The sequence below is a fragment of the Kribbella qitaiheensis genome, assembly GCF_014217565.1.
Taxonomy (GTDB): Bacteria; Actinomycetota; Actinomycetes; order Propionibacteriales; family Kribbellaceae; genus Kribbella; species Kribbella qitaiheensis_A.
This window is the reverse complement of the sequence record NZ_CP043661.1, coordinates 1,554,738-1,567,621: the sequence shown is the minus strand read 5'-3', so window position 1 is coordinate 1,567,621 and position 12,884 is coordinate 1,554,738. Positions and strand designations below refer to the sequence as shown.

General features: G+C 67.4%; 13 protein-coding genes. 9 read left to right on the top strand and 4 right to left on the bottom strand.

Annotated elements, in window-relative coordinates:
• Positions 1-85 precede the first annotated feature (85 nt).
• Together F1D05_RS07085 and F1D05_RS07080 are read right to left on the bottom strand one after the other, a co-directional pair.
• Entirely contained in the window at positions 86-973 is an 888-nt protein-coding gene (locus F1D05_RS07085) for a transglutaminase-like domain-containing protein (RefSeq protein WP_185446539.1), read from the bottom strand.
• On the bottom strand, positions 970-1,821 hold the full coding sequence (locus F1D05_RS07080) for a MerR family transcriptional regulator (RefSeq protein WP_185446538.1): 852 nt from the start codon (positions 1,819-1,821) through the stop codon (positions 970-972). Before F1D05_RS07080 ends, F1D05_RS07085 begins: the two co-directional genes overlap by 4 nt.
• Positions 1,822-2,152: 331 nt before the next feature.
• Between F1D05_RS07080 and F1D05_RS07075 the strand changes: the two genes are divergently transcribed.
• The 4 genes from F1D05_RS07075 to F1D05_RS07060 all read left to right on the top strand — a co-directional run bounded on the left by F1D05_RS07075 (position 2,153) and on the right by F1D05_RS07060 (position 4,100).
• On the top strand, positions 2,153-2,572 hold the full coding sequence (locus F1D05_RS07075; RefSeq protein ID WP_206686105.1) for a PadR family transcriptional regulator: 420 nt from the start codon (positions 2,153-2,155) through the stop codon (positions 2,570-2,572).
• A gap of 79 nt (positions 2,573-2,651) precedes the next feature.
• Positions 2,652-3,098 (top strand): DUF3995 domain-containing protein, encoded by a 447-nt coding sequence (locus F1D05_RS07070; RefSeq protein ID WP_185446536.1) that lies wholly within the window; start codon positions 2,652-2,654, stop codon positions 3,096-3,098.
• A 34-nt stretch (positions 3,099-3,132) separates the two neighbouring features.
• Entirely contained in the window at positions 3,133-3,630 is a 498-nt protein-coding gene (locus F1D05_RS07065) for an RNA polymerase sigma factor (RefSeq protein WP_246486485.1), read from the top strand.
• Complete coding sequence (locus F1D05_RS07060) at positions 3,627-4,100, top strand: hypothetical protein (protein ID WP_185446535.1); 474 nt, start codon at positions 3,627-3,629, stop codon at positions 4,098-4,100. Before F1D05_RS07065 ends, F1D05_RS07060 begins: the two co-directional genes overlap by 4 nt.
• Positions 4,101-4,363: 263 nt before the next feature.
• On the opposite strand, the gene F1D05_RS07055 is transcribed toward F1D05_RS07060, so the two are convergent.
• Together F1D05_RS07055 and glgX are read right to left on the bottom strand one after the other, a co-directional pair.
• On the bottom strand, positions 4,364-5,164 hold the full coding sequence (locus F1D05_RS07055; RefSeq protein ID WP_185446534.1) for an SGNH/GDSL hydrolase family protein: 801 nt from the start codon (positions 5,162-5,164) through the stop codon (positions 4,364-4,366).
• Positions 5,165-5,306: 142 nt separating this feature from the next.
• Positions 5,307-7,403: a glycogen debranching protein GlgX gene (gene glgX, locus F1D05_RS07050; protein WP_428995004.1), complete on the bottom strand. Its 2,097-nt coding sequence runs from the start codon at positions 7,401-7,403 to the stop codon at positions 5,307-5,309.
• 216 nt (positions 7,404-7,619) lie between these two features.
• On the opposite strand from glgX, the gene F1D05_RS07045 reads away from it, so the two are divergent.
• Genes F1D05_RS07045 through F1D05_RS07025 form a run of 5 tightly spaced genes read left to right on the top strand, consistent with a single transcriptional unit; the run spans position 7,620 to position 12,754 of the window.
• Positions 7,620-8,924 (top strand): ABC transporter substrate-binding protein, encoded by a 1,305-nt coding sequence (locus F1D05_RS07045; RefSeq protein WP_185446532.1) that lies wholly within the window; start codon positions 7,620-7,622, stop codon positions 8,922-8,924.
• Entirely contained in the window at positions 8,921-9,805 is an 885-nt protein-coding gene (locus F1D05_RS07040; protein WP_185446531.1) for a carbohydrate ABC transporter permease, read from the top strand. The genes F1D05_RS07045 and F1D05_RS07040 overlap by 4 nt, the downstream gene beginning before the upstream one ends.
• Positions 9,798-10,637: a carbohydrate ABC transporter permease gene (locus F1D05_RS07035; protein WP_185446530.1), complete on the top strand. Its 840-nt coding sequence runs from the start codon at positions 9,798-9,800 to the stop codon at positions 10,635-10,637. Before F1D05_RS07040 ends, F1D05_RS07035 begins: the two co-directional genes overlap by 8 nt.
• A gap of 24 nt (positions 10,638-10,661) precedes the next feature.
• Positions 10,662-11,720 carry a Gfo/Idh/MocA family protein gene (locus tag F1D05_RS07030; protein WP_185446529.1) on the top strand — a complete coding sequence of 353 codons (1,059 nt, stop codon included), beginning with the start codon at positions 10,662-10,664 and terminating at the stop codon, positions 11,718-11,720.
• Positions 11,717-12,754 carry a Gfo/Idh/MocA family protein gene (locus tag F1D05_RS07025; RefSeq protein ID WP_185446528.1) on the top strand — a complete coding sequence of 346 codons (1,038 nt, stop codon included), beginning with the start codon at positions 11,717-11,719 and terminating at the stop codon, positions 12,752-12,754. Before F1D05_RS07030 ends, F1D05_RS07025 begins: the two co-directional genes overlap by 4 nt.
• The last annotated feature ends 130 nt before the right edge of the window (positions 12,755-12,884 follow it).

The following is a 12,884-nucleotide window of genomic DNA, read 5'->3' as shown; positions in this document are numbered from 1 at the left end:
CCGCAGCGGTGGCGATCACGGTGATCAAACCGACGCGCACGCCGTGAGCCCGACGATCACCGGACGTGGATCGGCGCGATCGTGGTCACTGGGGTGCGGAGGGAACTGGCACGCGCGTCTTGAGGTCGACGGGCACCGGCGGGTGGCCGGCGGGGGACAGCTGCAGGATCCGGTCGCCCGGGTGTAGCTCCGGGTCCTCGGCATAACGAGCGGCCAGTGCCGAGGTGGCCGCGGCATCTCCGTTGTCAGAGGCAACCAACAGCGTCGCGATCTCGTCCGACAGCTCGAGATCAGATCCGTCGAGCGAACCCGACTGCGCGCCCCAGCCGTCCCACAGCAGCAGTTCGTCACCTTGCAGATGCGCCAGCTGGAAGAACACATAGTTGCGAATGAACCAGCCACCGCGAATCGGCGCCGACGGATCCACCCCGAAGTCATCGCCATCCAAGGTCCCGGCGCGGAACCCCAGCCACACCTCAGCGGCCGACCGGAACCACCCAGGCTCCATGTCCCGCGGGTCGAAGCCGAAGTCGCCCGCCGGATCCAGTTGCGCGTCGACCATCACCCAGCGATCACCGTCCCAGTACTCCGCGACGACATGATCGTGGTTGAACCCATCCGCGAAGTACGACGCGAACCCGATCCGGCTGCGCGCCGGAATCCCCTTGTGTCGTAGGGCGGAGACCGTCAGCAAGGTGTAGTCGCGGCAGCATCCGACGAGGCGATCCACCGGCTCCCGCGGTACGGCGAGCGCAGTACCGTTCCGCTTCTGGTCGGTAGCCAGCATCGCCGAGACCCAGCGATGGTTGATCTCCTCGTAGCGGTCACCGGTGAACTCGATGCCGCCGCCGCGGTAGTGGATGACGAGGTTGCGGATCACCGCGGTCAGCCCCGGGATGTCGGAGGGCAGCGCGTCGAACAGTGCCGCGTACTCGCCGGGGTCGCTGTAAGGAGTCTGGTCTGCGTAGTTCATCGAGCTTGTCCTTCGATCGGTTGGGCGATGTCGACGGCCAGGTCCGGTCCGGCGGCGGTCGGGAAGTTGGGGTGGTAGATCTCGCGGGGCGCGCCGATGGTCGGTACGCCGGTCCGCCGGACCCAGTCGACGACCAGGTCGTAGGCGAGCATGATCCGTGGATACGCGCACTCGTCCTTGGTGATCGTGCAGTAGGCCTCGGTATGCGGCGGCTCGACCCGGATCGCGATCTGCCCGGCCGGATCGACCAGCCCGGTAAACGGCACGCACACCTCGACGGTCGCCTCGCTCTCCGGCGTCACCGCCCCGTGGTAGATCACCCACGAGCCGCCGGTCAGCTCGGCTCCGGCCTGACCGAGGTGCGCGCGGATCTCCATCGTCGACGAGATGATCACGCCGATCAGCGACTGCTGGTCCGCGTCGGCGCGGATGGACGCGATCTTGGTCTCCGGTACCTCACGAGTCAGTACTGCGCGCGGCGGCAACCCGGGGCTGGTCGGCCGGAGCAGCCGGTCGCGCAGATACTCCAGCGTCGCCTTGCGGGCGTCATTGGTCGCCTGCTCGGCGGCCCACCACCGGTCCAGTCGGATCAGGCTGTCGGCGTCGGTGCCGGCCAGTACTTCGGTGATCGTGGCGAGCGGCATGCCGAGTTGGCGCATCACGCTGATCCGGCGGGCGCGTTCGAGCTGGGTCGGTGAGTAGAAGCGGAAGCCGTTGACCGGGTCGACCCTGGCCGGGGCGAGCAGCCCCGATACGTCGTACAGGCGAAGTGCCTTGTGCGAGAGCCCGGCCCGCCGCCCGAACTCGCTGATCGTCAGCTCAACAGCTGTGTCTCGTGCGCCGCCCATGCAGAGAAGTGAACACCCTGCCCCTGGGGCAGAGGGAAGTCCCTCGCTCACGCCTTCCCCAGCCCTCAGGGGAGAGGGAAGTTTTTCAAAGGGGTTGTGTTGGAGACGGTAACGATATATCGTTAGTGTCATGAAGAATATCGAGGAGGATATTATGAACACCCCAACAGACGAACTCAGAGGCCGCGGACGCGGTCATCGTCACCCCCGCCGCGGTGGACCGCGGATGGGAGAAGGCATGCCGATGCACCGCGGACGCGGTGGCAGGGGCCCCGGACGTGGCTCAGGCCGCGGTCGCGCCCCGCGCGGCGATGTCCGAACGGCCGTCCTGATGCTGCTCACCGAGGAGCCGATGCACGGCTACCAGCTGATGCAGGCCATCGCCGACCGTAGCGGCGGACGCTGGACCCCCAGCCCCGGCGCGATCTACCCGACCATCAACCAACTGGAAGACGAGGGCCTGGTCACCGTGACCGCGGAAGCCGGCCGCAAGCTCGTCACGCTCACCGACGCGGGACGCGAGTATGTCGAGGGGCGTCGCGAGACGTCGATCGACCCGTTCGCCAACTTCGCGAGCGATGAGCCCGCCACCGACCTGCGTGGACTTCTCGAGGAGCTGCACTCCGCTACTCGACAGGTCGCCCGCAGCGGCTCGGAGGAGCAGCGCGCGGCGGCAGCCAAGATCCTGACCGACGCCCGCCGCTCGCTCTACCTCCTGCTGGCCGACGGCCCGCAGACCCCCGAAGCCTGAGACCTGCGTCACGCAGGGAACGTTTCGGCCGAACGGCTCCTCTTCCCGGATGTCCACAAACATCTGAGGAGGGGTCGGGATGCGGTCTCGAAGAATCGCCGCCGGCGCGCACATCCTGCTTGCGGCAGTGCACATCTACTGGGCAACGGGCGCAACTTGGCCCGCGGCCGACGAGCGATCACTCTCCCGAGCGGTCCTCGGCGCGGAGGTGTCCTTCGCTCCCCAGGTAGTGCTGCCCCTGGCAGCGTTGCACCTCCTGCTGGCCTTCGCGGTACTCCGGTCCGACCGGTCCGCGGTCGCCAGACTCGTAGTAGCCGGCCTCGCCGCAGGCCTGGCAGCCCGAGCCACTCTCGGCTTGTTCTGGGCCTTCGCCGACACCGGTACTGCGTTCTACTGGCTCAACCTGTTCCTCTACACCCCCGCCTGCATGGCACTCCTGGCGATAGACGTCAGCCTGCTCCAAGCCAAATGGTTCAAGCGAGGTACGTCGCGCATCTCCCCGATCAAGGGGAGTCGGCGCCGGTGAGCCGGGGCGCGGCGTTGCTGGAAGAATTCCTGGCGTGATCGAGGAACCGGAGCGGCTCGTGCGGGCGGCGCAGGGTGGTGACACGCTCGCGATGAACGACCTGCTCGACCAGCTCACGCCGTACGTCGGGCGCATCTGCGGGCCGATCGCCTTGCGCAACGGGCCGGATGCGACCCAGGAAGCGCTGGTCGCGGTCTTCCGATCGCTGAAGACCTTGAAGGAACCGGCAGCGCTCTTCGGGTGGGTTCGCGCGATCGCGGTGCGCGAGGCGGTCCGGGTAGCGCGTCAGGACGAGCGGCAGGTGGCCGCCGATCTCGCCGAGCTGCCGGCTCGCGGCGATCCGCAGTTGGCGGTCGACGTACGGGACACCTTGGCGAGGTTGTCTCCTGAGCATCGCGCGCTGCTGGTGCTGCGTGATCTCGAAGGGCTGGACGAGCGGGATGCCGCGGCGCTGCTCGAGGTACCGGCAGGAACGGCGAAGTCCCGGCTGCACCGAGCCCGGGCAAGCTTCCGGAAGGCGTGGGGATCATGACCGACTATTGGCCGACCGCAGAACTCGACACCGTACGCCGGTTGCGCGTCCTCGCAGCCGGCATCCCAGGCGCCGCGGTGACCGAGCGCGTCTTCGACGTTCCGCTTTCGCAAGTGTGGGATTTCATGTGGGGCGACGGAAGGGACTTCGCCGTGTTCCAGACCGACATGACCTCGATCGACTGGATGGAACGCAACGAGGATCAGCTACGGATGCTCGTCCGCAGTCGCTGGGGCATGCGAGCCTACCTACAAGGGACGTTCCGCTTCGGCTGGTGCTGGCTCCAAAGCCGCTTCCTACTGATCGGCATGGCCGCGGCCCCGGAGCCCGGCGGCGGAACCCGGGTAGCCCTGACCGGCGGAGTCCGAATCCCCGGCCGCGCCGCGCTGGTCCCCATCGGAGTCCGCCGAGAAAGCACCAAGTCCCTGAACCGCCTAGAAGTAATGCTCCAATCCCCACCCCACCCCTGACCTCTACTCCTCAGGCCAGGCTCCTCCGGCCGGCGCCCCGCATTCCGGACCCCAGACCTGCCCGAGGTGGGTCGGCTGGCGGGTTCCTCGTCCGATCCCCCCTTTGCAAGCCGCCAGCGCCCCTGACGACCCTCCACCGCGCCGGCGGACGCGGTGTGCTCAACCCACCGGTGTGGGGGTTCGCTCCTGCTGTGGGGGTTACCCCAGTGGCATGCCGACGGGGTAACCCCCACAGCAGGAGCGAAGCACCCCATTCGGGTGGGTTAGTGCTGGGGGGCTGGGACGGGGAGGGCGGCCAGGAGGGCGTTCGTCAGCTGCTGGTAGCCGTGGTCGTTGGGGTGGAAGAGGTCGGGAGCCAGTTTGCCGCGCCAGGGTGGGCGGACGTGGCGGGAGAGTTCGGCTACCGGGAGACCGCGTTCTGCGGCGGCCGAGTGGATGGTCCGGTTGATGCCGGCGACGTACGGGGTGCAGAGGCCGCCGACGGTCCAGAATCTGTCCGGCAGCAGCAGGTCCATCACGACCGACGACGACGGCAGGCGGCGGATCAACTGGCGAAGGTTGCTGTGCACCTTCTTCGGCACCGTGCCGAGGATGTCGTTGCTGCCGATGCCGCAGGTGACCAGGTCCGGTTCGGCGCCTAGCTTCTTGAGAAGCGGGAGTTGGTCGTTGAGGACATGGGCGGCCTGGGCGCCGGCGCGGGAGAGGTTCAGGATGCGCCACGGGCGACGGGACCTGCTGTTCAACGCCGTCAGGGTCTGACCGACGTACCCGTGCAATGGCGAGCTGGCGCCGATGCCTTGCGCCGTCGAGTCGCCGAGCACGATCCACAGCGGGCCGTCGCCGGCGAGGGCGACCGAGTTCTGCTCGGTCCAGTAGTCGGCGAAGGTCCTAGCCTGTACGTCGACGAACGCGACGCCGTCACACCAGCGGCGGAAGGCGCGCCGCGAGGTCGTTCGGTCGGCGTCGCCCCAGCGTACGACGAGTTGGTGAAGGACGCCGATCGGCGTCGTGTGGTCGTGTTCGCTGCGCTCGTAGTGCCGCTCCGCCGCTCGCAGTAAAGCCATCGCAGACCCCCTCCGGACATCACCCCACTGCCGGAGCACCGAAGGTGACCCGCAGATGAACAGTTGATGACCGAAGGTACCCCGCCAAGATGAACAACCCGGCCCACACCAAAAGCAATCTCAGAGCTCGCGAGAAGGCAGCTCAGAGCGCGCGCAACAGCACCAGGCAGCGCGGCGCCAGCGGAACCACGGCGCCGGCCGCGACCTCGGTCGCGCCGCTGTTGCTGGTGTCCAGAACGACCTCGTACGCCGGCGCCCACGACTCGTCCGGTACGACGACATCACGCGTCTCCGCCGTCGCGTTCAGCGCGAGCAGGAACGAGTTGTCCACCGGAACGTTGCCCTCGGCATCGGTTCCGCGGATGGCGTCGCCGGCCAGGAACATCCCGATCGTGCGCAGATTCCCGTCGTGCCAGTCGGCCTCGGTCATCTCTCCGCCGTGCGGCGCGATCCACGACAGATCCTTGCGCCCACCGGGAACCACCGGCTGACCCGAGAAATAGTGCCACTGACGCAGCGTCGGATGAGCCGCCCGCAGCGCCAGTAGCTTCTTGGTCAGCTCCAGCTGGTCCGGCCACGATGACGGCAGCGACCAGTCGAACCACGAGGTCTCGTTGTCCTGGCAGTACGGATTGTTGTTCCCGTGCTGCGTCCGTCCGCACTCGTCGCCCGCGGTGATCATCGGTACGCCGGTCGACAGCACCATCGTCGCCATCAGGTTCGCCATCTGCCGTTTGCGCAGCGCGATGACACCGGCGTCGTCCGTCTCGCCTTCGACGCCGCAGTTCCAGGACCTGTTGTCGTCGGTGCCGTCGCGGTTGTCCTCGTGGTTCTGCTCGTTGTGCTTGTAGTCGTACGAGACCAGGTCGCGCAAGGTGAACCCGTCGTGCGCGGTGACGAAGTTGATCGACGCGTACGGGTAGCGCCCGTCGTCGCCGTACAGGTCGCTGGAGCCGGACAGCCGGTAGGCGAGGTCCTGTACGCCGTACGACGAAGTGCGCCAGACATCGCGCACCGAGTCGCGGTACTTGCCGTTCCACTCCGACCACGGCGTACCGAAGTTGCCGACCTGGTAGCCGAAGTTGCCGACGTCCCACGGCTCGGAGATCAGCTTGACCCGGCCGAGCACCGGATCTGCGGCGACCTCGGCGAGGAACGGGTGCCCGACCGTGTCGACCTCATGGCGTTCGTTGCGGATCAGTGTCACCGCGAGGTCGAAGCGGAACCCGTCGATGCCCATCTCCTCGACCCAGTAGCGCAGCGAGTCCATCACCAGCCGGCGGACCTGCGGGTGCGACGTGTCGACGGAGTTGCCAGTGCCCGTCACGTCGTACATCGCGCCGCCCTGCGTGAGCCGGTAGTACGCGCGGTTCTCGATGCCGCGGAAGCTCAGCGTCGGCCCGTCGAAGCCGCCCTCGGCCGTGTGGTTGTAGACCACGTCGAGGATCACCTCGATCCCGGCGGCATGGAACGCGGCCACCATCGCCTTGAACTCCGCGACCTGCTCACCCAACGAACCCGACGACGAGTACGGCGCGTGTGGGGCGAAGAAGTTCAGCGTGTTGTAGCCCCAGTAGTTGGGCAGCCCACGCGCCGCGATCGCGGGCTCGGTCAGGAAGTGGTGGATGGGCAGCAACTCGACCGAGGTGACCCCGAGTTCGACCAGGTAGTTGATCACCGAGGGATGCGCCAGCCCGGCGTACGTGCCGCGCTGGTGCTCCGGTACGTCGGGGTGCAGCTTGGTGAAGCCCTTGGTGTGCAGTTCGTAGATGACGGTCTCGGTCCACGGCACCGGCCGGCTGATCGGCGGCGGTGGCTCGGACGGGGCGACGACCACGCCGACCGGGACGTGCCCGGCCGAGTCCCCCTCGGAGGAGTCGTAGATCAGCGGGCTGGCGAAGTCGAGCGATCCGTCGACCGCCCGCGCGTAGGGGTCGAGCAGCAACTTCGCCGGGTTGAACCGCAGCCCATGCGTCGGGTCGAACGGCCCGTGCACCCGGTACCCGTAGCGCTGGCCGGGGCCGACGTCGGGGACGAAGCCGGTCCAGCACTCGCCGGTGTGGACCAGATCGAGGTTGCGCTGGCTGCCGTCCGGAGCGACCAGGGCGAGCTCCACGCGCTCGGCGGCCGGCGCCCACAACGTGAAGGTGGTGCCGTCGGATTGCACCACCGCGCCCAGCCGCAGGTCCTGGTCCAGGGCGGGGCCGAGCTCGTTCGGGGCGGCGGTGGCTTCGGTCACCGGCACATTGTGCCCATGACAGGACTAAGACGGTCCAAAAGAGCAGTGAGATGTCGGTAACGATGTTGGTAATGCGCGTGAGTGGGTAGTTGCGAACACAGACGCGCAATGATACAAACGTAAGAACCGTTACTAAGTTACCTGACGCCATCCCTGCCAGGTAAGACCTTGCCCGGTCCTGACAAACTCTCGTGCTCTCTAGCCGAGGAGATGACCATGCGAATCCCCCCTCTGAAGTACGGCCTGTCCCTGGTCGCCACCGCACTCGCCGTCACCGCGCTGGCGGCCTGCGGAGGCAACTCGGGCTCCGGCGGCGACGCGAAGGTCCCGGACGATCCGGCGCAGGTGAAGGGCGACCTCACCTACGCGATCTGGGACGTGAACCAGCAGCCCGCGATGCAGCAGATCGTGAAGGCGTTCAACGACAAGTACCCGAACGTGAAGGTGTCCATCTCGCTGGCCGCCTTCGACCAGTACTTCACCAAGCTGAAGACGCAGGGCTCGTCGGACAACCTGCCCGACGTGTTCTGGATGAACGGCCCGAACTTCCAGCTGTTCGCCTCGAACAAGCAGCTAGCCACCCTCGACGGGCTGACCGGCGCCAAGCAGATCGACCCCGCCAACTACCCGAAGGCGCTGGACGATCTCTACTCGCTGGACGGCAAGCAGTACGGCGTACCGAAGGACTTCGACACGATCGCGCTCTGGTACAACAAGCGCCTTCTGGCCGATGCCAAGGTCGCCCCGCCGACCGCCGACTGGACCTGGAACGACTACCAGGCCGCCGCGGTCAAGCTCAAGGCCGCGCTCGGACCGAAGGGCATCTTCGCCACCGGTGACACCCTCGGCAACCAGGCCAACTACTACCCGGCGATGCTCAGCAACGGCGGCTTCGTGGTCAAGGACGGCAAGTCCGGGTACGGCGATCCGAAGTCGGTCGAGGCGCTCCAGTTCTGGTCCGACATGGTCAAGGGCGGCTACACCCCGTCGGCCGCGCAGAACGCCGAGACCAAGAGCCAGGACCGCTTCTTCGACGGCAAGGCCGCGATGATGTGGAACGGCAACTGGGTCGTCTCGGTCGCGCTCAAGTCGCGGTACAAGGACGACTTCGCCGTCGTTGCGTTGCCGAAGGCCCCGAACGGTGAGCGCAAGACCGTCATCCACGGCATCGCGAACGTGATGAGTGCCAAGTCGAAGAACCCGACCGCGGCGGCCGCGTTCCTGGCCTTCCTCGGCGGCAAGGACGCCGCGCTGATCCAGGCCAAGGCCGGCGCCGCCAACCCGGCGTTCACCGGCACCCAGACCGACTTCGTGAACAGCGCCCCGCAGTACGACCTGAAGACCTACATCGACGCGGCCGAGCAGTACGCCGAGCCGTACCCGGTCTCCAAGGACACCGGCGTCTGGAACAAGCTCGAGACCGACGAACTCGGGCCCGCGTTCGGCGGTGACAAGCCGATGTCCGAGGTCGGCGCGGACGTCGCCACCAAGATGAACGAGGCCCTGGGCAAAGAAAGGTGAGCAGCTCCCGCTCAGCGGACGGCAAGTGGCCGTGGTTGTTTGTGTTGCCGACGTTCCTCGGGGTGCTGGTGTTCTACCTCTGGCCGTTGGTCAAGACGCTGTACGACAGCTTCACGGAGACCGGGCCGTTCGGTGGCGCGACGTGGGTCGGGGCGGCGAACTACAGCCAGCTGGTCGGCGACTCCGAGGTCTACCGGGCGATCCTGAACACGATCGTCTACACCGCGATCGTGCTGCTCGGCATCCCGATCGCAGTGCTGATCGCCAGCCTGCTGAACCGCCCTGGGCTCAGGGGCGCGATGGTCTACCGGACGCTGTTCTTCCTCCCGTACGTCGCGATGCCGACGGCCATCTCGTTGGTGTGGCGGATCATCTACAACGGCGACTACGGCGTACTGAACCAGGCGCTCGGGGTGATCGGCATCGACGGACCGTCGTGGATCACCCAGCCTTGGTTCGCGCTGGTCGCGGTCGCGTTGCTCGGGTTGTGGCTGGTGATCGGGTTCAACATGATCGTGCTCTCGGCCGGGTTGAAGGGCATCCCGGCCGAGCTGTACGAGGCCGCGGCCCTGGACGGCGCGAGCCGGGCGCAGCAGTTCCGGTCCATCACGGTCCCGCTGCTGACGCCGTCGATCTTTTTCCTGTCGGTGATCACCACGATCGCCGGCTTCCAGCTCTTCGACCAGTTGTTCGCGTTGCTCGGTCCGGCCAACCCGGTGATGCCGAAGACGCAGTCGCTGGTGTTCCTGTTCTACGACGCGGCCTTCGTCGGCAACGAACGCGGGTACGCCGCGGCCGTCGCGGTACTGATCCTGCTCGTGGTCGGGCTGCTGACCCTGTTCCAGTTCCGGCTCCAACGCAGGTGGGTGAACTATGACTAGACGATCCGATCGAGAGCGGCTCGGCAGCAACCGGCTCGCGCATGTCGTCCTGACCATCGGCAGCCTGGTGATGATGTTCCCGTTCCTGTGGCAGCTGAAGATGGCGTTCTCCAGCCAGGCCGAGATCCAGGCGATCCCGCCGGACCTGTTGCCGAAGGGCCTGGAGTGGAGCAACTTCAGCGAGGTGTTCCAGCGGTTGCCGTTCCTCAGCCAGTTCTGGGTCTCGGTCGCGGTGACGCTCGGCCGGACGGTCGGCCAGTTGCTGCTGTGCTCACTGGCCGGCTACGCGTTCGCCCGGATGTCCTTCCGGTTCAAGGCGGTGATGCTCGCCTTGATCCTGTCCATCCTGATGGTGCCGAGCCAGGTGTACCTGATCCCGCAGTACCAGATCGTCCAGCGGCTCGGCTGGCTGGACAGCATCCAGGGAATCATTGCCCCCGGCATCTTCAGTGCGTTCGGCACCTTCCTGATGATGCAGTTCTTCAAGACGATCCCGGTCGAGCTGGAGGAGGCCGCCCGGCTGGACGGCTGCAATCCGTGGCAGACGTTCTGGAAGGTCGTCCTGCCGGTCGCCAAGCCGGGACTGACCTCGCTGGCCATCATCACCGTGCTCACCTCGTGGGCCGACCTGCTCTGGCCGCTGGTCGTCACCTCGTCGCCGGAGGAGATGCCGCTCGCGGTCGGGCTTGCCACTTTGAGCGGCTATGAAGGCAGCATTTCGCCAGGCGTCATGATGGCTGCGGCACTGATGGCAATGGCGCCGATCCTGATCCTCTTCGTCGTCCTGCAGCGCCGGGTCGTCGAAGGCATCGCATTCTCCGGACTCAAGTAGAGCCGGACCAAATTTAGGGACGTCATGGGTGAACCACAACTGGCCGGCCTCACGGTCGGCCTGATCGGCGCGGGCAACATCGCGCACGTACACGTCCAGGCCTGGAAGGCGCTGGAGGCGCGGGTGCTGGTGCATTCACACGCGGGTGCCGCCGAGTTGGCCGCGCAGTACGGGCTGGAGGTCGCCGAGTCGATGGACGCGTTGTTCGCCGAGGTGGACTTCGTCGACATCGTCACGCCCTCGGCGACGCACAAGGAGATCACCCTGGCCGCGATCAAGGCCGGCCGCGACGTGATCTGCGAGAAGCCGCTGACGCTGACCGCTGCCGACTCGCGCGAGCTGGCCGAGGCGGCTGCCGCGGCCGGCGTACGGATCTATCCGGCGCACGTCGTGCGGTTCTTCCCGGCGTACGCCGCTGCGCATGCCGCCGTACGGGAAGGCCGCATCGGGCAGGTCGCGGTGGCTCGGTTCTTCCGGGTGGCCAGCTCGCCCGCCGGAGCCGGCTGGTACCGCGATGTCGCCCGCTCGGGCGGCGTCATCATGGACCTGATGGTGCACGACCTCGACCAGGCCCGCTGGATCTGCGGCGAGGTCACCAGCGTGTACGCCGTGCAGAGCCCGCCGACGGTGGATGGGATCAGTCCGGTCAATGTGGCGGCCCACGTGACACTGACCCACGAGGGCGGCGCGATCAGCCATCTGCGGGCGACCTGGGGAGCTGTCGGTACCCAGTTCCGGTCAGGCTTCTCGATCGCGGGCGCGTCCGGCGTACTGGAGTACTCGTCGGCTGAGGACACCGGGTTTGCCGAAGAACTGCAGGACAACGCTTCTGCGGGCGATCTGCTGATTCCGTCGTCGACGCTCTACGAGAGTCCTTATCTGACGCAGTTGAGGGAGCTCGCGAGCGCGCTGCGCGGTGGCGACGAGCCGCGGGTGGTGGCCGATGACGGCATCGCGGCCGTCTACCTCGCCGAGGCCGCGCGCGAATCGATGGCGACTGGCCGCGCGATCGACATGGCTGTATTCATTCCTTCCCCGCCCCACCACCCGGGTCGCTACGTCCCGTCTGGAGTTTCCGCATGAAGGTCGCGATCGCGTCGTTCGCCCACACCCACGCGTCGTCGTACGCGAGACTGCTCGGGGCGATGCCGGACGTCGAGGTTCTGACGGCCGACCCGGACGGCGCCGCGGCACCCGATGCTTGTCCGCGCGGTGCCGAGTTCGCCGCGAAGCTCGGCGTGCCGTACGTCGACTCGTACGACGAACTCTTCGCCTGGGGGCCGGACGCGGTCGTGGTGACGAGCGAGAACTCACTGCATCGAGGTCTGGTGGAGCGAGCCGCAGCGGTTGGGGCGCACGTGCTCTGTGAGAAGCCGCTCGCGACCGAGGTCGTCGATGGCGAGGCCATGCTCGCGGCCTGCGAGGCGGCCGGTGTGATCCTGATGACGGCGTACCCGGTGCGCTTCGCGCCGTCGTACGGGCGGCTCCGGGCGATGGTCGAAGCCGGCCGGCTCGGTGACGTGTTCGCGGTGATCGGGACGAACAACGGCAAGATCCCGTACGCGCAGCGGCAGTGGTTCACCGATGCCGCGTACGCCGGTGGGGGAGCACTGGTGGATCACACCGTGCACTGCGCAGACCTAATCGACGGTCTCACCGGTGGCGTGGAGGCGACTCGTGTCTACGCGGTGGCCAACCGGGTGCTGCACCAGGACAAGGGGGTGGAGGTCGAGACCGGTGGGTTGGTGACTATCACCTACGCGAACGGGCTGTTGGCCACGATCGACTGCTCGTGGAGCGTGCCGGACAACGGGCCGACCTGGGGTGGGGTGACGATGCAGGTCACCGGCACGAACGGCTCGGTCGAGATCGCGCCGTTCCTCCCGCACGTCGGTGGCACCAACGCCGACGGCGAGGTCTTCCTCTCGATCGGCGGCGACCTCGACGGCATGATGCTCGCCGAGTTCCTCACCGCCGTCCGTTCCAGCGGCCCTGCCGTCCCCGGCAAGCCACCGGCGTCGGTCCCGCAACCCGACGGCGAAGTCGGCCTCCGCACCCTCCGCATAGTCGACGCGGCCCGCCGCTCCGCCACCTCCGGCCAACCCGTCGACCTGTAACCGATTCCCCCCCGTGTCCTCACCCCCGTGTCCTCACCCCCCGTGTCCTCACCCCCGTGTCCTCACCCCCCCGTGTCCTCACCCCACCGTGTCCTCACCCCACCCCCGTGGGGGTTCGCCCCTGCAGTTG

Bases quoted from the DNA above. Each gene is read 5' to 3' on its own strand.
- F1D05_RS07085 (WP_185446539.1), bottom strand. From the start codon at position 973: ATGAACTACGCAGACCAGACTCCTTACAGCGACCCCGGCGAGTACGCG.
- F1D05_RS07080 (WP_185446538.1), bottom strand. From the start codon at position 1,821: ATGGGCGGCGCACGAGACACAGCTGTTGAGCTGACGATCAGCGAGTTC.
- F1D05_RS07075 (WP_206686105.1), top strand. From the start codon at position 2,153: ATGCTGCTCACCGAGGAGCCGATGCACGGCTACCAGCTGATGCAGGCC.
- F1D05_RS07070 (WP_185446536.1), top strand. From the start codon at position 2,652: ATGCGGTCTCGAAGAATCGCCGCCGGCGCGCACATCCTGCTTGCGGCA.
- F1D05_RS07060 (WP_185446535.1), top strand. From the start codon at position 3,627: ATGACCGACTATTGGCCGACCGCAGAACTCGACACCGTACGCCGGTTG.
- F1D05_RS07055 (WP_185446534.1), bottom strand. From the start codon at position 5,164: ATGGCTTTACTGCGAGCGGCGGAGCGGCACTACGAGCGCAGCGAACAC.
- F1D05_RS07045 (WP_185446532.1), top strand. From the start codon at position 7,620: ATGCGAATCCCCCCTCTGAAGTACGGCCTGTCCCTGGTCGCCACCGCA.
- F1D05_RS07035 (WP_185446530.1), top strand. From the start codon at position 9,798: ATGACTAGACGATCCGATCGAGAGCGGCTCGGCAGCAACCGGCTCGCG.
- F1D05_RS07030 (WP_185446529.1), top strand. From the start codon at position 10,662: ATGGGTGAACCACAACTGGCCGGCCTCACGGTCGGCCTGATCGGCGCG.
- F1D05_RS07025 (WP_185446528.1), top strand. From the start codon at position 11,717: ATGAAGGTCGCGATCGCGTCGTTCGCCCACACCCACGCGTCGTCGTAC.